Annotated in this window: 15 protein-coding genes; 4 read left to right on the top strand and 11 right to left on the bottom strand. The window is 74.3% G+C overall.

From position 1 onward, the window contains the following. Positions 1-139: 139 nt before the first annotated feature. The 5 genes from IG88_RS0104625 to IG88_RS0104605 all read right to left on the bottom strand — a co-directional run bounded on the left by IG88_RS0104625 (position 140) and on the right by IG88_RS0104605 (position 5,626). A complete protein-coding gene (locus IG88_RS0104625; protein ID WP_031035241.1) occupies positions 140-1,396 on the bottom strand; it encodes a glycosyltransferase in 1,257 nt (418 codons plus the stop codon). Further along, a complete protein-coding gene (erm(O), locus tag IG88_RS0104620; protein ID WP_031035240.1) occupies positions 1,393-2,172 on the bottom strand; it encodes a 23S rRNA (adenine(2058)-N(6))-methyltransferase Erm(O) in 780 nt (259 codons plus the stop codon). Before erm(O) ends, IG88_RS0104625 begins: the two co-directional genes overlap by 4 nt. 336 nt (positions 2,173-2,508) lie before the next feature. Then, on the bottom strand, positions 2,509-3,792 hold the full coding sequence (locus IG88_RS0104615) for an ABC transporter substrate-binding protein (RefSeq protein WP_031035237.1): 1,284 nt from the start codon (positions 3,790-3,792) through the stop codon (positions 2,509-2,511). Beyond that, complete coding sequence (locus IG88_RS0104610) at positions 3,792-4,625, bottom strand: carbohydrate ABC transporter permease (RefSeq protein ID WP_031035236.1); 834 nt, start codon at positions 4,623-4,625, stop codon at positions 3,792-3,794. Before IG88_RS0104610 ends, IG88_RS0104615 begins: the two co-directional genes overlap by 1 nt. Continuing rightward, positions 4,622-5,626 carry a carbohydrate ABC transporter permease gene (locus tag IG88_RS0104605; protein WP_420712070.1) on the bottom strand — a complete coding sequence of 335 codons (1,005 nt, stop codon included), beginning with the start codon at positions 5,624-5,626 and terminating at the stop codon, positions 4,622-4,624. The genes IG88_RS0104610 and IG88_RS0104605 overlap by 4 nt, the downstream gene beginning before the upstream one ends. Before the next feature lie 114 nt (positions 5,627-5,740). Here IG88_RS0104605 and IG88_RS0104600 point away from each other — a divergent pair, with 114 nt between their 5' ends. Further along, positions 5,741-6,607 (top strand): phosphotransferase enzyme family protein, encoded by an 867-nt coding sequence (locus IG88_RS0104600; RefSeq protein ID WP_031035231.1) that lies wholly within the window; start codon positions 5,741-5,743, stop codon positions 6,605-6,607. Between the two features lie 45 nt (positions 6,608-6,652). Here IG88_RS0104600 and IG88_RS0104595 read toward each other — a convergent pair whose 3' ends face one another. After that, a complete protein-coding gene (locus IG88_RS0104595) occupies positions 6,653-7,399 on the bottom strand; it encodes a 3'-5' exonuclease (RefSeq protein WP_031035229.1) in 747 nt (248 codons plus the stop codon). 119 nt (positions 7,400-7,518) lie between these two features. After that, on the bottom strand, positions 7,519-8,766 hold the full coding sequence (locus IG88_RS0104590) for an SAV2148 family HEPN domain-containing protein (protein ID WP_031035226.1): 1,248 nt from the start codon (positions 8,764-8,766) through the stop codon (positions 7,519-7,521). A gap of 366 nt (positions 8,767-9,132) precedes the next feature. Between IG88_RS0104590 and glgX the strand changes: the two genes are divergently transcribed. Further along, positions 9,133-11,241, top strand: a complete 2,109-nt coding sequence (glgX, locus tag IG88_RS0104585; RefSeq protein ID WP_031035225.1) for a glycogen debranching protein GlgX — start codon at positions 9,133-9,135, stop codon at positions 11,239-11,241. 105 nt (positions 11,242-11,346) lie between these two features. Then, entirely contained in the window at positions 11,347-13,800 is a 2,454-nt protein-coding gene (treY, locus tag IG88_RS0104580; RefSeq protein WP_031035224.1) for a malto-oligosyltrehalose synthase, read from the top strand. 36 nt (positions 13,801-13,836) lie between these two features. Here treY and IG88_RS0104575 read toward each other — a convergent pair whose 3' ends face one another. Together IG88_RS0104575 and IG88_RS0104570 are read right to left on the bottom strand one after the other, a co-directional pair. Continuing rightward, positions 13,837-15,162, bottom strand: a complete 1,326-nt coding sequence (locus tag IG88_RS0104575; protein ID WP_031035223.1) for a M14 family zinc carboxypeptidase — start codon at positions 15,160-15,162, stop codon at positions 13,837-13,839. Between the two features lie 142 nt (positions 15,163-15,304). After that, a complete protein-coding gene (locus IG88_RS0104570) occupies positions 15,305-15,856 on the bottom strand; it encodes a DUF1707 and FHA domain-containing protein (protein ID WP_031035222.1) in 552 nt (183 codons plus the stop codon). A gap of 178 nt (positions 15,857-16,034) precedes the next feature. On the opposite strand from IG88_RS0104570, the gene treZ reads away from it, so the two are divergent. Beyond that, entirely contained in the window at positions 16,035-17,780 is a 1,746-nt protein-coding gene (gene treZ, locus IG88_RS0104565) for a malto-oligosyltrehalose trehalohydrolase (protein WP_031035221.1), read from the top strand. A gap of 62 nt (positions 17,781-17,842) precedes the next feature. Here the strand turns inward: treZ and IG88_RS0104560 are convergent, their stop codons facing one another. Then, on the bottom strand, positions 17,843-18,778 hold the full coding sequence (locus IG88_RS0104560) for an aminoglycoside phosphotransferase family protein (RefSeq protein WP_031035220.1): 936 nt from the start codon (positions 18,776-18,778) through the stop codon (positions 17,843-17,845). A gap of 55 nt (positions 18,779-18,833) precedes the next feature. Next, entirely contained in the window at positions 18,834-19,964 is a 1,131-nt protein-coding gene (locus IG88_RS0104555) for an aminopeptidase P family protein (protein ID WP_031035219.1), read from the bottom strand. Positions 19,965-19,994: the final 30 nt, after the last annotated feature.

The following is a 19,994-nucleotide window of genomic DNA, read 5'->3' as shown; positions in this document are numbered from 1 at the left end:
GCCGTAGGTCGTCCTGGTGGCCGCCCCCGGCTCGGCGGCCGGCCGGGCCGGCGTCGGGGACGGCGACCGGACGCACCCCGCGGCGCGGGGCCCGTCGGTTCGACGGGGACCGTCGGGCCCCGCGCCTCGTCGTACGGGGTCAGCCGCGTGCGGCCGCCAGTTCGGCCTCGATGAGGTCGGCGGCCCGCCGGGTGCCGCCCTCCTCGGCCATCCGCGCCTGGATCTCCCCGAGGCGTCCTGCCACCTCCGGGTCGTCGACCAGGCCGAGGGCGGCGGTGCGCAGCGCCTCGGCGGTGGCCTCCTCGGTCGCGAGCGTGCGGGCGACGCCGAGGCCCTGGAGCATGTCGGCGTTGCCGAACTGGTCCGCGGCCTGCGGTACGGCGATCATCGGCGTGATGGTCGCCAGGCCCTCCTGGCTGCCTCCGGCGCCCGCGTGGGTGACGAACAGGTCCGCCTGCTGGAGGATCGCCAACTGCGGTACCCAGGTGTGCACTTCCACGCTGTCCGGTACGTCGCCCAGCTCGGCCGGGTCGATGTGCCGGCCGACCTGGAGCACCGTGTGCCAGCCGGGCAGGTCGCCGAAGGCCCTGACGCACTCCCGGTAGAACGCGGGCTGCTTGGTGAAGGCGGACCCGAGGGAGACGAGGACGACCTTGCCGGCGCCCTCGGGACGCGTCCAGTCGCCCTCGGCGGTGCGGTCCCCCTGGCAGGCGCCGACGAAGGTGTACGTCTTCTCGTCGACCCTGTCGGCGTGGGGCTGCAGCGCCCTGGGGATCAGCACCAGGGAGCGGTCGGGGCGGCCGACGAAGGGGTCGGGGTGGTCGGCGATCCCGTTCTCCTCCAGCCAGGCGTGGAAGCGGGCGTAGTACGCCTGCCCGCGCTCGGTCTTCAGCGGTTCCTCCCACATCGGCTGTCCGACCTCCTGCTCGTACCCCTCCCAGGCGACCATGCAGGGCGACAGGGAGATCACGGGCACGTTCCAGCGGCGGCCGAGGACTCGGGCGGTGTAGGAACCGATGTCGTGCAGGATCAGGTCCGGCTCGTCCCCCTCGTACGCCTCGGCGATCTGCGGGAGCGACTGGATCGCGTCGTCGAGGAAGGGCTCGACGTTGTCCAGCAGGGTGCTCCCCCACGCCTCCGGATCGGCGTCGGGGCCGGGCAGTGTGCTGTTCCAGAGCTTGGGTTCGGCACCCGCCTCGGCGACCTTGTCCGCGAGGAGGGGCGGGATCGCGTACGTCACCCGGTGCCCCCGCGCGACGAGTTCCCGGATCACCTCCAGGCTGGGGTTCACGTGGCCGTGGGCGGCGATGGAGAACATGGCGATGTGAGCGGGGCGAGTGGTCATGCGACGACCGTAGGCGAGACGAGACGTCTCGTGCAAGTGCATTTCCCTCATGAGGCCAGCTCCTCGTGCAGCCGCAGCCAGCCGTCGGGGGCGACCTCGCCGACGAGCAGGGCGGGATCGAGCCGGGCGGCGCGGAAGGCCGCGTCCACCCGGCGACGGGGGTGGGCGCGCCGCAGGGAGGCGTGCAGCGAGCCGCCGACCCCGGAGAAGCCCAGCTCGACCAGGTCCGCCCAGCCGCGCAGGGCTGCGGCGGTGAGCAACGGCGTGGGACGGCGTTCGATGCGCAGGACACCGGCGTCGACGCGCGGTGCCGGGCGGAAGCGGAGGCGGCCCACCCGGCCGGCCAGCCGCCATTCGTGGCGCGGCCAGGTCAGGACCGTGAGGCGGGACCAGCGGCCGTAGTCGCCGGTGCGTTTGCGGGCGTACTCGAGCTGCGTGATGAGGGTGGCCTCGGTGAGGGCGGGCGCGGTCAGGCACCAGTCGACGATGTCGGCCGTGCGGGAGAAGGGCACGTTCCCGGCGACCGAGAACGGCGTGCGCGGCGGCCGGACGGCGAGGAAGTCCCCGGCGACGACGCTCACGTGCGGGCTGTGCGCGAAACGGGCGCGGAGTCCCGGGACGAGCCGGGGGTCGATCTCGTAGGCGCGCAGTTCGCGGCTGCGGCGGGCCAGCGGCTCGGTGAGGGCGCCTCGGCCCGCGCCCACTTCGAGCACGAGGGGAGGGCGGGAGCGGTCGGGGGCGGCGAGCCGCGCGACGCGTTCGGCGGTGGCGCGGTCGGCGAGGAAGTTCTGCGAGAGCGTGCGGGCACGCTGGGTGGGGCGGGCCATTGCCTGCGGTCCTTGTCTTCCGTGACAGGAGGGGAAAAGGGCAGCCGAGGGCCCTGACCGGAAGACGAAGGCAAAAAAGGGAATGCGGGGGCTCGGCCCCGTCGCGCGCACCGGGAACGCGTCGAACGCGTCCGGTGGGTCAGCGGCGGGAGGACCCCGGGCCGGTCAGGGCTCCGGGGCCACGACGCAGCCTGATGGCGTGCGTGCAGCCCCGGCCGAGACCGGAGTTGAAGATCGCGTTGAAAGCTGCCACGGACGCGACGTTAGAGGGGGGTTCGCCCGGCGGGCAACCGCTTTTCGCCGGGGCCGCCGCCGGGCGGCGGCGGCGGAGGACCGTCAGCGCTGGTAGCGGGCGAGCACCAGGTTTCCGTCCTCCTCCAGCCGGTGGCGCAGGTCGCCCATGCCGATCGCCCCGCTGTAGTACTCCTGCAGCGCCGGGGTCGCGACCTTGTCCTTCCACTCGGCGTAGCCCCGCACGGACTGGGCTGGTGCCGGGCGCAGGTGTGCGGCGAGGGCGGTGCCGGTGGCCCAGCCGCGCTCGGCCGTGTGCAGGGCGGGGTCCGCCAGCGCCTGCCGCCCGGTGGGCAGCATCCAGTCGCCGAGCGCGAGGCGGACCATGCGGTCCGGCCGCAGGAGGAAGTCGAGGAACGCGACGGCCTCCTTCTTGTGCGGGCTGTCCTCGGCGACCGACAGGGTCTGCGGGCTGACCCCCTGGGTGAGCCCGTCGGCCCCGGCCGGGGCGGGCAGCACCTGCCAGTCGAAACCCTCGGGGGCCTGCTGCTCGATCTGCTGGCGGTAGGAGAAGCCGAGGGGCACCATCGCGTACTTGCCGGCGAAGAAGCCGGGCAGCGTGTCGGAGCCGCCGCTGCCCAGGGTGGTGGGAGAGGCACTGCGGTCGGTCTCCACCTGGTCGTGGACGGTGCGCGGCACCACCTGGTCGCCCGCCTCGAAGCGGACGGTCACCCTGCCGTCGGCGCCGCGGTGGAAGAGCCGGCCGCCGGTGGACAGGGAGAGGTTGAGCGTGGCGGAGACGGGCTCCTTGAGCGCCCAGGCCACCCCGTACCTCCCCTCGCCGCTCAGCTCCTTGGTCACCTGCCGGAACTCCGCCCAGGTCCAGGGGTCTTCCGGCGTCGGGATCCGCACGCCCGACTCCTTCAGCAGGGTCGCGTTGGCGATCAGCACCCGCGGCTCCTGGAGGAACGGCACGCCGTAGACGCCGTCGCCGAAGGTGACCGTCTGCCAGCTCTGCCCGGGTATGTCCGACGTCAGCCGCGCGGGCAGCAGTCCGGTGAGGTCGGCGAGGTGGCCGCCGTGGGCGAAGTCGGCGAGGTCGTCGGAGGCGTCGTGGACGATGTCGGGCGCCTCGCCGCCCTCGAAGGAGGTGAGGAGCTGGTCGTGGACGCCGTCCCAGCTTCCCTGGACGTACTCGACGCGCACGTCGGGGTGGGCGGCGTTCCACTCCCGCACCAGTTCCTTCGTGGCCCGCACCGACTCGTCCTGCCAGGCCAGGGACTGGAAGCGGAGGGTGATCCGGCCGTCGGCGCGGTCGTCGCCGCCCGGCGTGCAGCCGGCCAGGAGCAGGACGAGGGCGAGGAGCAGGGTGGCGGTCCCGGTGCGCATCAGCTCTTCACCGCCCCGGCGAGCATGCCGCCCGTGATCCGCCGCTGGACGAGGGCGAAGACGACCAGCGAGGGCAGGGTGGCGAGGAAGGCCGCCGCGGCGAGGGGCCCGAGGTCGGCGACGCCCTCGGCGCCGATGAAGTGGGTGAGCACCACGGGCAGCGTCTGTTTCTCCGGCGTCTTCAGCAGGACCAGGGCGAAGAAGAACTCGTTCCACGCGGTGACGAACGCGAACAGGGCCGTCGCCACGATCCCCGGCGCGAGCAGCGGCGCGGTCACCGAGACCAGGGTGCGCAGGGACCCGGCGCCGTCGACCGCGGCAGCCTCCTCCAGCTCGCGGGGCACGGCGCGGACGTATCCGGCCAGCATCCACAACGCGAAGGGCAGCGACCACACGACGTACACCATCACCAGGCCGGCGACCGAGTCGATCAGGCCGAGGTGCTTGAGGACCAGGAACAGCGGGATGATCAGCAGGACGAAGGGGAATGCCTGGCCGACCACGACCCATCCGGTGGCCGCCTTGGCGAACCGGCCGCGCCGGCGGGCCATGACGTACGCCGCCGGGGTCGCGACCAGCACCGCGATCACGGCGGCGCCGAGGGCGGCGAGCAGGGAGTTGAGCCCGGCGCGCAGCAGCGGCTGCTCGTCGAAGGCCTGCCGGAAGTTGTCGAGGGTGGGGTTCTCCGGGATCCAGGAGGGATGCAGTCCGGCCAGCTCGCGCGGCGGTTTGAACGCGACGGAGATCAGCCACAGGAACGGGAAGGCCAGGAAGACCAGATACGCGAGCAGCGCGGCGTACTGGCCCGCGCGGGCACCCTTCGAGGTCCTCACGCCCCGTCACCTCCCCGGTCCCCGCCGCGGAGCCGGCCGGCGAGGAAGACGGCCAGCAGGATCGAGATCACGGCGACCATGACGCAGCCCATCGCCGCCGCGTAGCCGAACTGCCCGTAGCGGAAGGCCTCCTCGTAGGCGAAGAGCATGGGCAGCCGGGTGCGTCCGCCGGGGCCGCCGTTGGTCAGCACGTAGACCAGGGCGAAGGAGTTGAAGTTCCAGATGACGTTGAGGGCGGTGATGGCGAGGGCGACGGGTCTGAGGGCGGGCCAGGTGACCGTGCGGAAGCGGCGCCAGGCGCCCGCGCCGTCCACGGCGGCCGCCTCGTGCAGCTCGCGCGGGGTGTTCTGGAGTCCGGCGAGCAGGGCGACGGTGGTCTGCGGCAGGCCGGCCCAGACACCGACGACGACGACGGCGGGCAGGGCGGTGCCCAGGCCGCTGAGCCAGTCGTGGCCGTCGCCGAGGCCGAGGTCGCGCAGCGTCTCGTTGAGGATGCCGGCGTCCGTGTTGTAGACCAGGCGCCACATGATGCCGACGACGACCTCGGGCATCGCCCAGGGGACGATCGCCAGCGCCCGGGCCGCCCAGCGCAGCCGGAGGTCCTGGTTGAGCAGCAGGGCGAGACCGAGCGCGAGCAGGAACTGCGGCACCGTGACCGCGGCGGCCCACACCAGGCCGATCCGGAACGACTCCCAGAACAGCGTGTCGTGCAGGAGGTCCCGGAAGTTCAGGGCGCCGATCCACCGGGTGGGCTCCGTGCGGCCCGACTGTGCGTCGGTGAACGCCAGCAGGATGCCGTGGAGCAGCGGTCCCACGCTGAGGACCAGGATCGGGATGAGCGCGGGCAGCACCAGGAACCAGGCGCCGTGGGCCGGTCCGCCCCGCGGGGCGTCCGCGCTCCCGCCCGTACCCGGGCCGGGCGCACGGCGCGCCGGTCTCCTCGGCTCGGTCACCGGTGTCACGCGGCCAACCCCCCTGCACGGCTCGGACGGCCCCGTCATGGTCGTGAAGTGACCGCGTCCCGTCAAGGGCCCGCGTACACGCCCCCACCAGTGCGAATGCGACACTGGCCCCCGGCATGGCCGGAACCGGCACGGACACGGAGGCGCGAGGCGATGGACGAGGCACGGGCGCGGGAGGTGCTCGCCGCGGCGGGAGTGCTGCCCGGCGCGGCGCGGGAGGCGCGGCTGCTGGCCCTCGGCGAGAACGCGGTGTTCGCCGCCGGCGGCCTGGCGGTCAAGGTGGGCCGCGACGCCGAGCTCCTCGCACGGGCGCGCCGGGAACTGGCCGTCGCGCTCTGGCTGGAGGAGGCGGGCGTCCCGGCGGTGCGGGCGGCCGAGCCGACGGCGCTGATCGTCGACGGGCACCCGGTGACGGTGTGGCGGCGGCTGCCCGACCCGGTGCGGCCCACCGAGCCCAGGGACGTGGCGGCACTGCTCCGGCTCGTCCACGAACTGCCCCTCCCCTCCTCCTTCGAGCTGCCGCCCCGCGAGCTGCTGGGCGGTGTGGAACGCTGGCTGCGCCTGGCGGGCGACGTGATCGACCCCGCGGACGCCGCGTACCTGCGCGGGCGCCGGGACGGCTTCGCGCGGGCCGCCGCCGCGCTCACCCCGCACCTGGCACCGGGCCCCATCCACGGGGACGCGTTGCCCCGCAACGTGCACGTCGGTCCCGACGGGCCGGTCCTGATCGACCTGGAGACCTTCTCCGCCGACCTGCGCGAGCACGACCTGGTGGTGATGGCGCTGAGCCGGGACCGCTACGGGCTGCCCGCCGAGGCGTACGACGCCTTCACCGCGGCCTACGGCTGGGACGTGCGCGAGTGGGACGGCTGCGCGGTGCTGCGCGGCGCCCGGGAGACCGCCAGTTGCGCATGGGTGGCCCAGCACGCGCCGAGCAACCCGAAGGCGCTCGCCGAGTTCGAACGCAGGGTGGCGTCGCTGCGGGACGAGGACCCGACGGTGCGGTGGTACCCCTTCTGAGCCGGCACGGGCGCCGGCGGGCGTGCCCCGGGACCGCCCCGGGCCTCAGACCCGCTCGTCGGCGGGCTCTCCGGCGGGCTCTCCGGCCGGCTCGCGCAGCGGCCAGCCGCCGTCCACCACGGCCGCGGCGTCGCCCTTGCGGCGCAGGAAGCGCTGGAAGTCCGCCGCCCACTCGGCGCACCACTCGATCTGGCGACGGTGCAGCTCCGCCGGGCCGAGGGCCGCGACCTTGGGGTGGCGGCGGGCTATCGCGCAGGCCAGCCGGGCCGCGGCGAGGGCGTCGGCCGCGGCGTCGTGGGCGGCGTCGAGCGGGACGCCGTACTCCCGGCAGACCGCCTCCAGGTTTCGCTTGCCCCTGCGGTACCGGTCGACGGAACGGTCGATGGCGTACGGGTCGACGACCGGGGCCGGGTCCACGCCGCCGAGGCGCTCGCGCAGCGAGGGCAGCCCGTGGCGCCGCAGTTCGGCGGCGAGCAGGGTGAGGTCGAAGGCCGCGTTGTAGGCGACGACCGGGACGCCCGCCTTCCAGTGGTCGGTGAGGACGGCGGCGATGGCGTCGGCGACCTGGTCGGCGGGGCGGCCCTCGGCGGCCGCGCGTTCGTTGCTGATGCCGTGGACCGCCACCGCGTCCGCCGGGATCTCCACGCCGGGGTCGGCCAGCCACTCCCGCCGGCCGAGCGGCTCCGCGCCCCTGAACTCGATGACGGCCCCCGTGACGATGCGCGCCTCGTGCGGATCGGTGCCCGTCGTCTCCAGGTCGAAGCCGATCAGCAGCTCCCGGTGCCAGCCCATGGGCGGTCCCCCTTCTTGGTGGTGCGTTCCCCCAGTGGTTCCCACCCTCCCACGGACCACTGACAACCAGAGGACCGCGTTCCGCTTGCGCCCTCCCCGGCCCACCCGGAATGCGACGTTCAGGACACCGGGCGCGAATCCGCCCACATCAGCTCGAACTCCTCGCGGTAGGTGGGGAAGAGCCCGCCTTCGTCGACCCGGTCCGACTTCACCACCCTTCCGCCGTTGCGGCCGTTGCGCAGGACGAGGACCGGCGCCTCCATGCCCCGCGTGCGGCGCAGGTAGGACTGCACGACGGCGATGCCGTCGGCGCCGTCCCCGTCGACGAGGTAGGCCGTGAAGCGGGGTGTCTCGTCGAAGACCTGGATCTCGAAGGCACCGGGGTCCCGCAGCCGGGCGCGCACCCGGCGCATGTGCAGGATGTTCATCTCCACGGCGCGGCTCAGCTCGCCCCGCTTGATGCCCAGTTCGCGCTCGCGGCGCTTGATCGCGCTGGAGGCCGGGTTCAGGAAGAGCAGCCGCACCCGGCCGCCGGCCTCGGCCATCCGCAGCAGGCGGCGGCCGGAGAAGTTCTGCACGAGCAGGTTGAGGCCGATGCCGAGGGCGTCCACGCGGCGGGCGTTGCCGAACAGGTCCTCCGCCGGGAACTGGCGCAGCAGCCGCACCCGGTCCGAGTGCACGGCGACCACGTCGGCGTAGCGGTCTCCGACCAGGTCCTCCACGGCGTCCACCGGCAGGCGCCGCGCCGACGGCACGTCGCTGCCCGCGCCGAGGACTTCGAGCAGCCGCGCGGAGGCCCGTTCGGCCTGGTTCAGCACCGCCTCGGACAGGGCCCGGTTGCGGGAGACGACGTTGCGGGTGACCTCCAGTTCGTCCAGGGCCAGTTCGACGTCGCGGCGCTCGTCCACGTAGGGCTCGAAGCAGGGCCAGTGCTGCACCATCAGCTCGCGCAACTGGGGCAGGGTCAGGAAGCTGAGCACGTTGTCGTCGGCCGGGTCGAGCAGGTAGCCCTTGCGGCGGCTGACCTCGCGCACCGCGACGGCACGCTGCACCCACTCCTGGCCGGCGGGGCCGGCGGCGGCGACCACCCAGTCGTCGCCGTGGACCGGTTCGTAGACCGGCCGCAGGACGGCGGCCACCACCGCGCGCAGCCGCTGCTCGACGAGGTTCAGCCAGATGTAGGCCCGGCCGGCCCGCTGCGCGCGCGTGCGCACCTCGTGCCAGGCGTCGGAGTCCCAGTCCAGCTCCGGACCGATCGCTCCCGCGTTCATCGGCCGCGCCAGGGACACCGCACCGGGCGGGACGTCCGTGGAGTCCCCCTGATGACCCTCGTCACCAGGAGGCAGCTCCAGCCCTCCCGAGCCCACCCGAGTACCGCCTTCCGCTCCCCCGGTCTCTGCCGGGGACACCCCGTCCCAACGATCAAGGAAGGGTACTCCGCCGACGGTCCGGGGTGCAGCCCGATGGACGGCACGGTTTTCACCAACCCCCGTGGCCCGCAGGCGTGTTCCGTGCGTGCTCACACCGGGGAGTGAGCGGATTCATAGCGGTGACGTGGGCGGGGTGCGGTGAACGGGGCGCGCGGGTCCGCCCGGGTCCGGGGGCAGCAGAACGCCCCCGGGTGGGTAGGAGGACGTACGTGCTAGGTGGTCGCCTCACTTTCGGGGAGACTTCCGGGGGACTCGGAGCCAAGGCGTCCGCACCGGCGCCCCACACCTGAAAGAGTCGTGTTCATGCAGGTCTGGCCTGGAGAGGCGTATCCACTGGGTGCCACGTACGACGGCGCCGGCACCAACTTCGCGGTCTTCACGGAGGCCGCCGACCGAGTAGAGCTGTGTCTGCTGCACGACGACGGCTCGGAGACGGCGATCGAACTGCGGGAGAGCGACGCGTTCGTGCGGCACGCGTACGTGCCGGGCGTGATGCCGGGGCAGCGGTACGGGTACCGCGTGCACGGCCCCTACGCCCCCGAGCGCGGGCTGCGCTGCAACAGCGCGAAGCTGCTCCTCGATCCGTACGCGCGCGCGATCAGCGGGTCGGTCCAGTGGGGCGAGGAGGTGTACGGCTACCACTTCGGCGAACCCGAACGGCGCAACGACCTCGACTCGGCCCCGCACACGATGACGTCGGTCGTGGTCAACCCGTACTTCGACTGGGGCGACGACCGGCGCCCCCGGACGGAGTACCACCACACGGTGATCTACGAGGCCCACGTGAAGGGCCTGAGCATGCGGCACCCGGGCCTCCCGGACGAGCTGCGCGGCACCTACGCCGCCCTCGCGCACCCCGCGCTCATCGAGCACCTCACGGGGCTGGGCGTGACCGCCCTGGAGCTGATGCCGGTCCACCAGTTCGTCAACGACCACCGTCTGGTGGACATGGGGCTCAACAACTACTGGGGCTACAACACGGTCGGCTTCTTCGCCCCGCACAACGCCTACGCCTCCTGGGGCGACCGCGGCCAGCAGGTGCTGGAGTTCAAGTCCGCCGTCAAGGCGCTGCACGAGGCCGGGATCGAGGTGATCCTGGACGTGGTCTACAACCACACCGCCGAGGGCAACCACCTGGGCCCGACGCTGTCCCTCAAAGGGCTGGACAACCCCTCGTACTACCGGCTGGCCGACGACCCGCGCTACTACATGGACACCACGGGGACCGGGAACTCGCTGCTCATGCGGTCCCCGCACGTGCTCCAGATGATCATGGACTCGCTGCGGTACTGGGTCACCGAGATGCACGTGGACGGGTTCCGCTTCGACCTCGCGGCCACGCTGGCCCGGCAGTTCCACGAGGTGGACCGGCTGTCGTCGTTCTTCGACCTGGTCCAGCAGGACCCGGTGGTCTCGCAGGTGAAGCTGATCGCCGAGCCGTGGGACGTGGGCGAGGGCGGCTACCAGGTGGGCAACTTCCCGCCGCTGTGGACCGAGTGGAACGGCAAGTACCGGGACACGGTGCGGGACCTGTGGCGCGGCGAGCCGCGCACGCTGGCGGAGTTCGCCTCCCGGCTGACCGGGTCGTCCGACCTCTACCAGGACGACGGCCGCCGCCCGCTGGCCTCGATCAACTTCGTGACCTGCCACGACGGTTTCACCCTGCACGACCTGGTGGCCTACAACGACAAGCACAACCAGGCCAACGGCGAGGACAACCGCGACGGCGAGAGCCACAACCGCTCCTGGAACTGCGGCGTCGAGGGCGACACCGACGACCCGGCGGTGCTGGAGCTGCGGGCGCGGCAGATGCGGAACTTCGTCGCCACCCTGCTGCTCTCCCAGGGCGTCCCGATGATCAGCCACGGCGACGAGTTCGCCCGCACCCAGCGGGGCAACAACAACGCCTACTGCCAGGACAACGAGCTGGCATGGGTGGCGTGGCCCGAGGACGAACCCGACCTGCTGCGCTTCACCCGCGCGATGGTGTGGCTGCGCAGGGACCACCCGGTCTTCCGCAGGCGCCGCTTCTTCCACGGCCGTCCCGTGCAGGGCACCTACGACGAGCTGTCCGACATCGCCTGGTTCACCCCGGAGGGCGCGGAGATGACCCGGCGGGACTGGGACTCGGCGCGGGCCTCGGCGCTCACGGTGTTCCTGAACGGCAACGCGATCTCCGAGCCGGGAGCCCGGGGGGAGCGCATCACGGACGATTCGTTCCTGCTGATGTTCAACGCCTCGCCGAGGCCGCTCGACTTCGTGGTGCCGGTGGACCACGGCCGGCAGTGGGAGGTGGTGGTCGACACCGCCCTGACGGAGGGGGTGCCCGCGGGCACGGGACCGAAGGTGCAGGCGGGCGACCGGCTGACCCTGCCGGACCGGAGCCTGACGGTGCTGCAGCGGCCGGTGTAGGCCCCGGCCCGGGAGCGGCGCCCCGCGTCCGTACGGGGGGGGCGGGTTGCATCCGTGCAGGGGGCCGGTGACAGGAACGGCGGCGGGGCGGGTACGTAGCTCTGCATGACCCCTGAGCGACCCGACCCGGTGCCGTCCCCGGCCTCCCCCGCATCCGCCGTCCCCGCCCCCTCTCCCGTCCCCTCGGCCACCTACCGGCTCCAGTTGCAGCCGGCCTTCCCCTTCGGGGCCGCGGCGGCGGCCGTGCCGTATCTGGCCTCGCTCGGCGTGTCGCACCTGCACCTGTCCCCCGTCCTGGAGGCGGTCCCGGGCTCGCCGCACGGCTACGACGTCGTCGACCACACGCGCGTGCGCGCCGAACTGGGCGGGGAGGAGGGACTGCGCGCCCTGTCGCGCACCGCGCGGGAGCACGGTCTGGGCCTGGTGGTGGACATCGTGCCCAACCACATGGCGATGTCCCCGCGTCACAACCGCGCCCTGTGGGAGGTGCTGCGCGAGGGGCCCGGGTCGCCGTACGCGCGGTGGTTCGACATCGACTGGCAGGCGCAGGGCGGCCGGCTGCTGCTGCCGGTGCTGGGCGGCCCGGTCGGCGAGGTGGCGGCCGACCTCCGGGTCGACGGCGACGTGCTGCGCTACCACGAGCACGCCTTCCCGCTGCGGGAGGGCACCGCGGACCTGCCGCTGCCGCGGCTGCTGGACGCCCAGTGGTACCGCCCGGTGTGGTGGCGGCTGGCCCGCACCGAGCTGAACTACCGGCGCTTCTTCAGCATCTCGGAGCTGATCGGCGTCCGCGTGGAGGACCCGGAGGTCTTCGACGCCACGCACGGCACGGTCCTGCGGCTGCTGCGCGAGGGCGTGGTCGACGGGCTGCGCGTCGACCACCCCGACGGCCTCGCCGACCCCGGCGCGTACCTGGAGCGGCTGCACGAGGCGAGCGGCGGCCGGTGGACGGTGGTGGAGAAGATCCTCGCGGACGGGGAACGGCTGCCCGCCGCCTGGCCCGTCGCCGGCACCACCGGGTACGACGCCCTGCGGCACGTCGACGGGCTGTTCGCGGACCCGGCCGGACACCGGCGGCTGCTGGACGGCTACCGCGGGTTCGCCGGCCCGCCTGCGGACGAGGGCGGCAACTGGGCGGCGACGGTGCGGCGCGCGGCGTACGAGGTGCTCGGGCACGAGCTGGCCGCCGAGCTGGACCGGCTGACCCGGGTGGCGCACCGCCTGTGTGCCGCCGCGCCCTCCCTGGCCCTGCGCGACCGGGCGCCCTGGGCGCTGCGCACGGCGCTGCGGGAACTGCTGGTCCGCATGGAGGTGTACCGGCCGTACACGTCGGTGGACGCGGCGGCGGTCGTCACCGAGGCGGCGGCGGCCGGGGCGCGGCGCGCCTTCACGGTGCCCGAGGAGGCGGGCGCGGTGGACGTCGTACGCGGCCTGGTGCTGGGGCGGTACGGGGACGGGCCGGACCACGCGGAGTTCCGCACCCGGTTCGCGCAGACCGCGTCGGCGCTGCGCGCCAAGTCCGTCGAGGACACCGCCTTCTACCGCTACGTGCCGCTGCTGTCGGCGACCGAGGTGGGCGGCGACCCCGGGCGTCCGGCCGTGTCGGCGGAGGAGTTCCACGGCTACTGCGCGCGCGTGCAGCGCGACTGGCCCGTGACGGGCACGGTGGTGACGACGCACGACACCAAGCGCAGCGCCGACGTGCGGGCCGCGCTGGCGGTGCTCACGCAGTGCCCCGCGCGGTGGGCGGACGCCCTGGCGGAGGTCACCGGGACCACGGAACTCGCCGGAACGGGCGAGGAGCTGCCGGACGGACAGGTGGCGTGGGCGGCCTGGCAGACGGTGTTCGGTCTGGGTCCGGCGGACGAGGAACGCGTGCGGGAGGCACTGCTGAAGCACGTGCGCGAGGCCGGGACGCACACGAGCTGGACGGAGCAGGACCCCTCCTACGAGGAGGCGGTGGCCCGGTTCGTGGCGTCGGGGCCGTGCGGCGCGCCGGGCGAACGCGTCGCCGCGCTGCGCAAGGCGCTGGAGCCGCACGTGCGGGCCAACGTCCTCGGCACGGCCCTGGTCCACCTGACGATGCCGGGCGTGCCGGACCTCTACCAGGGCACCGAGCACGAGTACCTGGCGCTGGTGGACCCGGACAACCGCCGACCGGTGGACTTCCCCGCCGCCGGGGCCGACGGCGCGGGCGTGGGTGCCGGGGAGCGCGGGGAGAAGGCGGCGGTGACCCGGGCGGCGCTGGCGCTGCGGGCCCGGCGGCCCGGTGCCTTCGGCGAGCGCGCGACGTACGAGCCGCTGCACGCCGAGGGCCCGGCGGCGGCGCACTGTGTGGCGTTCGCCCGCTCCGGTGCGGCCGTGACGGCCGTGACGCGGCTCTCGCTGCGCCTGGCGGAGGCGGGGGGCTGGCGCGGCACGACGCTGGCGCTGCCGCCGGGCCGGTGGGCCGACACGCTGGCACCGGGGCGGGAGTTCGAGGGACACGCGCGCGTGGCGGACCTGTTCGCCGACCGGCCGGTGGCGCTGCTGGAGCGGGTGGACACGGGGCGGGAGTAGCGGCGGAGCCCGGGATGCGGGGCGGGGCGGGCCCGGTCAGTCCCGGTGCATCGGCACCGTGGCCCCGGTCCCGCGGCCGGGCTCGCCCGAGCGGGCGCCCGCGACGGAACGCCGTCCGGCCAGTTCGAACGCGGCGAGCACGATGCGGGTCTGGTACTCGACCTGACGCCCCACCGGTATCCAGCGCGCGGCGCATCCGTCGCGGTAGTCGGCGCAGCCCTCGTCGACGAGCCGGTCCAGTTCGGGCAGGACGCCCGCCGGGTCGCCGCCGGTCCGGGTGACCAGTTGGTGCAGCAGTCCCGCGGTCCGCAGGGACAGGCGCCGTCCGGCCAGCCGCAGGGCCACGAGGTGGGAGGTGTTCAACGGCGGCAGTGAGCGGCCGGTCCCGTCGTCGGTGTCGGGGTCCCACGCGTCGGCGAGCCGGGGGCAGACGAGCAGGTAGTCGTCGACCGGCGCGAGCAGGTGCGCCGCCTCCGGCACGGCGGCGAGGTGGGGCCGGAGGCGGGCCAGGACGCGGTGCAGGCGCCGGGTGTCGTGGCGCAGGGTGCGGCTCACGGCGCGCAGCACCGCGTCGCCGTCGGCCGGGGGCGAGCCGTCCGCGACGTCCGCCACGGCCCACATGGGTGCCTCGACGACCGCGGTGACCGTGCCGTAGCGACGCGGGTGGCACCAGGTCGAGTCGACGGCGGCCTCGGTGATGGCGGCGGTGAAGTCGCCGCGGCGGGGCGGCGGGATGCGGTAGACGGCGGGGCCCAGGTCGGGCCAGTACAGGGTGTCGTAGGCGCCCAGTTCGCGGGGTATGCCGAGCCGGGCGGCGGTGTGGGAGACGCGCTGGGCCAGGCCCGGCAGGTCGTGGGTCACTTCGACGAAGCCTCCGCCGACGTCCACGCCGTGCAGGGAGCACTGCAGGAAGGGCCGCAGTTCCTCCTGGAGGGCGAGCAGGGTGCGGGTCTCGGGCAGCGCGGCCCGGTCCGGGCCGTCGGGCAGCCACTCGGGCTGTTCGAGGAAGCCGGGCCGGAAGAAGTTACGGGCGTAGCGGCCGAGGGTGTAGGGGCCGGTCAGCCACCCCTCGTTGCGGCGCAGCCCGTCGGGGTCGACGCACAGCAGCAGGTTCCAGGTGGCGTCGGCGCCCTCGGTGAGCCGGGGATCGGCCACGGCCCGCTCGGCCAGCCGGAGGGCGGTGGCGCCGCCCACGGGCTCGTTCGCGTGCGGTCCGGCGACGACGAGGACCTGGCGGCTGCCGTGGCCGACGGAGAGCAGCAGCAGCGGATGCCCCCCGCGGGAGGTGCCGACGCGGCGCAGCCTGGCGTGGCGGGGATGCCGGGCGGCGAACGCGGCGGCCCGGGCCCCCAGCTCGTCCACGGTCGGGTAGCGCAGGAGGGGCGGCAGGGCACACCTCCACGAAGCGGGCCGTCGATGCGCCTGGAGTGCGCGGTGTACGCACAGTCAGTCACGAGTTGGGGGGTACGTCAACACCGCCAGAAGCAAAGAGGATCGGGGCGCGTCAGGCGGCCGCGAGGCGGAAGGACATGCGGCCGAACCCGATCTGGTCGCCCTCGCGGACGACGGCGGCGCCGATGACCCGCCGCCCGTTGACCGTGGTGCCGTTGGTGGAGCCGAGGTCGCGCAGGACCCACATGCCGCCCTGGTGGCTGAGTTCCGCGTGCACCCGGGAGACCGTCTCGTGGCTCAGCCGCAGTCCGCTCGCCGGGTCGCGCCCTATGCGCAGCGGGTGGCCGGTACCGGGGTGGGGCAGCAGCAGCTTGGGCAGCCGCTCGGCGCGCCACGCCCGGCCCAGCCGTACGCCGAACCCGGACACCGCCTCGACGGTGCCGAACACGATCCGCGACAGCCGGCCCTCCGTGCGCAGGTCGGCGGTGAGCGCGGTCAGCTCCTCCAGGCGGCGGGCGGCGAGGGCCAGCTCCATGCGGCGGAGGAACGTGTCGTGCGACAGGCGCCCCATGGCGACGCCGTCCCTCAGGACACTCAGCGCCTTGTCGCGCTCCGCGTCCGACAGCCGCGCGGGATACGTGTGGAACTCGAAGGACGACGTCACGAAGCTGATTGTCGGTCAGCGGGGCCGGGGTGTCCAGAAAACGGAGGAACGGCGGCCCGCCTCCGCGCGGGCGGGGCACGACACTCGCCGCGGGCCGGGGCAATCCCCAGCGGAACGATCACTTTTGCAGGACCATGTACGGGCTACATCACGGTGAGCAGACGAAGGGGAACCGTCCGTGCAGTTCGAGGTGTGGGCACCGCAGGCCGGCCGAGTGACGTTGCAGTGCGAGGGCGCCACGCGCGCGCTGGAGCGCGATCCGCAACGGCCGGGGTGGTGGTGCGGTGAGGCGGAGGCGCGGGACGGCTCGCGGTACGGCTTCGCGGTGGACGGCGGCCCCGTGCTGCCGGACCCGCGCTCGCGCCGCCAGCCGGACGGCCCCGACGGGCTGAGCGCGGTCGTCGACCACGGCCGGTACACGTGGCGGACCCCCTGGTCCGGCCGCCCGCTGCCCGGCGGTGTCCTGTACGAGCTGCACGTGGGGACGTACACGCCCGAGGGCACGCTCGACGCCGCCGCGCGGCGCCTGGACCACCTGGTGCGGCTCGGCGTCACGCACGTGGAGCTGATGCCGCTGTGCCCCTTCCCCGGGCGGCACGGCTGGGGGTACGAGGGCGTCTCGCCCTGGGCGGTGCACGAACCGTACGGCGGGCCCGAGGCACTGAAACGCTTCGTCGACCGGGCGCACGAGCTGGGCCTCGGCGTGGTCCTGGACGTGGTGCACAACCACCTGGGGCCGTCCGGCAACTACCTGCCCGCCTTCGGTCCGTACTTCACCGACACCCACCACACGCCCTGGGGTGTCGCCGTGAACCTGGACGCGCCCGGCTCCGACGAGGTGCGGGCGTATCTCGTGGACAGCGCGCTGGCGTGGCTGCGGGACTACCGGATCGACGGGCTGCGCCTGGACGCGGTGCACGCCCTGGCCGACACGCGCGCGTACCACTTCCTGGAGCAGTTGTCGGCGGCCGTGGACGCTCTGTCGGCCGACCTGGACCGGCCGCTCTTCCTGATCGCCGAGTCCGACCTGAACGACCCGCGGATCATCACCCCGCGCGCGGAGGGCGGTCTGGGCGTGCACGCGCAGTGGAACGACGACTTCCACCACGCGCTGCACACCGCGCTGACCGGGGAGTCGCAGGGCTACTACGCCGACTTCGCGCGCGATCCGCTGGCGGCGCTCGCCAAGACGCTGACCCGGGGCTACTTCCACGACGGCACCTACTCCTCCTTCAGGGGCCGTTCGCACGGCCGTGCGCTGGACCGCGGCCGCGTGGCCGCGCACCGGCTGACCGGCTACAGCCAGACCCACGACCAGGTCGGCAACCGGGCCCGGGGAGACCGCCTGGCCGCCCTGGTCTCCCCCGGTCTGGCCGCCTGTGCGGCCACACTGACGCTGACCGCGCCGTTCACGCCGATGCTCTTCATGGGCGAGGAGTGGGCGGCCGGCACGCCCTGGCAGTTCTTCACCGACCACACCGATCCGCAGCTCGCCGAGGCGGTGCGCACCGGCAGGCGGCGGGAGTTCGCCGCGCACGGCTGGCGGGAGGAGGACGTGCCCGACCCGCAGGACCCGGCGACGCGCGAGCGGTCCTGCCTCGACTGGTCGGAGCCCGAACGCGAGCCGCACGCGCGCGTACTGGACTGGTACCGGCGGCTGATCGCCCTGCGCGCCGAGCAGCCGGACCTGACCGACCCGGACCTGGCCGACACCAGGGTGGCGTACGACGCCACGGCGCGCTGGCTGGCCTTCCGGCGCGGCGACATCCGGGTGGCCGTCAACCTGGGTGGCCAACCGGCGGCGATCCCGCTGGGCAACCGTCCCGCGCGTGTGCTGGCGGCGTGGGAGCCGGTGGAAGGCCCGGGCACCAACGGAATACTGCGGGTTCCGGGCGAGTCGAGCGTGGTGCTGGTGCAGGAGTGAGCGGGCGGCCCCGGGACGTCAGACGGTGCCGTCCGGACCGTCGGTCGGTGCTGTCCGGGCCGTCAGGCGATGCCGTCCGGGCCGTCGTCGCGCAGTTCCGTCACGCGTTCCAGGAGGATCGGTTCCCAGGCGTGGCGCAGCCGGGCCCTGAGCCGGGGCAGGGACGGCGGTGCGCCGGTGCCCTCGTCCAGCGCCTCGGCGAACCGGACGACGGCGTCGCAGCGGGCCAGCCACAGGCCGCGCAGGCAGGGCCGGGCACCGTACCCGGCGAGGGTGGCGGCGCGGACGGCGGCGGGTGAGCCGACGGACAGGGCGAGGCCGGCGATGTCCTCGGCCGGGTCGCCGAGGACCGCCTCGCTCCAGCCGAGGACGCCGCGCACCCGGCCGTCGGCGCTGACGACGAGGTGCTCCCCGGTCAGCGCGTGGTGGACGAGGGCCACCGCGCCCTGCTGGACGCCGAGCTGGGCCGCGGCCTCCCGGGTGAGCCGCTCCGGCCGCGCGGTGTCGAACTCGTCGGCCGCGGCGAGGCGGCGCACGGCGCGCTCGGCGGACTGCCGCAGCGTCTCCAGGGAGCGCGGGGCCGCACGCGGCACGCCGAGCGTCTCGGCCTGACGGAGCGGCACCTCCCGCAGGCCGGTGAGCAGCGCCGCGAGGTCCGCCTCACCGAGGGCGGACACGTCGTGGTCCTCGGCCGACCCGCCGGCCAGCCTCGCGTCCAGCGTGTAGACCAGGCCCGGTGCCCACTCGCCGTGCGCCACCCCGGCCGGCAGCGCGACCGGGACGTGGGGCCGGACCAGTTCACGCAGGCGCAGTTCGCGGCGTCTGCGCGCCGCGGTCTCCCGGTCGGGGGCCAGCCGCAGGACGTGCCGGGCGCCGACCCACCAGGTGTCCGGGGCGCCCTCGGCGACCGGCCGGACGTCGGGTTCGGTCTTCCCGCCCAGCAGGGAGCGGACCAGTGCGCGGACGGTGTCCGCCGTGGGTGTCGGTGCCTGGGTCATCTCGCGCCGTCGTCTTCCGGGTCTGCCGGGGTCTTCGGGGTCCGTCCGGCACCGGTCACTCGACCAGGACCAGCTCCCGCGTGGTGTCGTTGAGCCGCCTGCCGCCGTCCTCGGTGACGGTGACGATGTCCTCGATGCGTACCCCGAACCGGCCGGGGAGGTAGATGCCCGGCTCCACGGAGAAGCACATGCCGGGCACGAGCGGCTGCTCCTCGCCCTCGATCATGTACGGCGGCTCGTGGGTGGTGACGCCGATGCCGTGCCCGGTGCGGTGGATGAAGTACTCGCCGAACCCGGCGTCGGCGATGACCGCGCGGGCGGCCCGGTCGACCTCCTGGCAGGCGGCCCCGGGCCGCACCGCCCGGAACCCGGCCTCCTGGGCCTCGCGGACCAGGTCGTGCACCCGTCGCTCCTCGTCGGTGGGCTCGCCCACGTGGACGGTGCGGGAGGTGTCGGAGCCGTAGCCGTCCTTGAGGCCGCCGAAGTCGAGGACGACCATGTCGCCGTCCTCGACGACCCGGTCGCCCACCTCGTGGTGGGGGTTGGCGCCGTTCGGGCCGGAGGCGACGATGGTGAAGTCGACCTGGGAGTGACCGAACCGGCGCAGCAGTCCGGCGAGGTCGGCGGCCACCTCCGACTCCCGGCGCCCGCCGAAGCGGACCTTGCGGATCTCCTCGAAGGCGGCGTCGGCGGCGGCCCCGGCGGCCGCCAGCAGCTCCAGCTCCGCCGGGTCCTTGACGGCGCGCAGCATGGGCAGCGCCTCGGTCAGGGAGGCGTACGACGTGCCGGGCAACTCCCGCTGGAGGGCCAGCAGGTGCAGGGCCCAGGCGTTGTCGCTGACGCCGAACCGGCCGGCGTCGTCGAGGAGGGCCGCGGTGGCGGCGTAGGGGTCCTTGCCGTCGGTCCAGTCGCGCAGGGTCAGGGCGGGCGCTCCGGCGGCCTTCTCGGCGTCGGGGGCCTCCAGCGTCGGGACGACGAGCACCGGGTCGCGGTCCGGGGCGAGGACGAGCAGGGTCAGCCGCTCGGTGTCCGCCGTCGGGGCGTAGCCGGTGAGCCAGACCAGGTCGGGGCCGGGTGCCACCAGCAGCCCGGCCAGTCCGGCGTCGGCGGCCGCACGCGCGGCGCGCTCCATGCGGGCCCGGTAGTCGTCGGCGGTGAAAGAAGCGGCGGGCCTGCTGCCGGTCATCCGGACCTCCCGGGGCACGAGGGTGAAGGG

It is taken from the genome of Streptomyces sp. NRRL F-5650 (assembly GCF_000721365.1).
GTDB classification, from domain to species: domain Bacteria; phylum Actinomycetota; class Actinomycetes; order Streptomycetales; family Streptomycetaceae; genus Streptomyces; species Streptomyces ardesiacus.
Note: the sequence above shows the minus strand (reverse complement) of the source record. Positions and strands in the feature narration are given on the sequence as shown.

Coding starts and splice junctions, on each gene's coding strand:
- IG88_RS0104600 (WP_031035231.1), top strand. CDS start 5,741: ATGGACGAGGCACGGGCGCGGGAGGTGCTCGCCGCGGCGGGAGTGCTG.
- IG88_RS0104625 (WP_031035241.1), bottom strand. CDS start 1,396: ATGAGGGAAATGCACTTGCACGAGACGTCTCGTCTCGCCTACGGTCGT.
- glgX (WP_031035225.1), top strand. CDS start 9,133: ATGCAGGTCTGGCCTGGAGAGGCGTATCCACTGGGTGCCACGTACGAC.
- IG88_RS0104615 (WP_031035237.1), bottom strand. CDS start 3,792: ATGCGCACCGGGACCGCCACCCTGCTCCTCGCCCTCGTCCTGCTCCTG.
- IG88_RS0104605 (WP_420712070.1), bottom strand. CDS start 5,626: ATGACGGGGCCGTCCGAGCCGTGCAGGGGGGTTGGCCGCGTGACACCG.
- IG88_RS0104555 (WP_031035219.1), bottom strand. CDS start 19,964: ATGACCGGCAGCAGGCCCGCCGCTTCTTTCACCGCCGACGACTACCGG.
- IG88_RS0104560 (WP_031035220.1), bottom strand. CDS start 18,778: ATGACCCAGGCACCGACACCCACGGCGGACACCGTCCGCGCACTGGTC.
- treY (WP_031035224.1), top strand. CDS start 11,347: ATGACCCCTGAGCGACCCGACCCGGTGCCGTCCCCGGCCTCCCCCGCA.
- IG88_RS0104595 (WP_031035229.1), bottom strand. CDS start 7,399: ATGGGCTGGCACCGGGAGCTGCTGATCGGCTTCGACCTGGAGACGACG.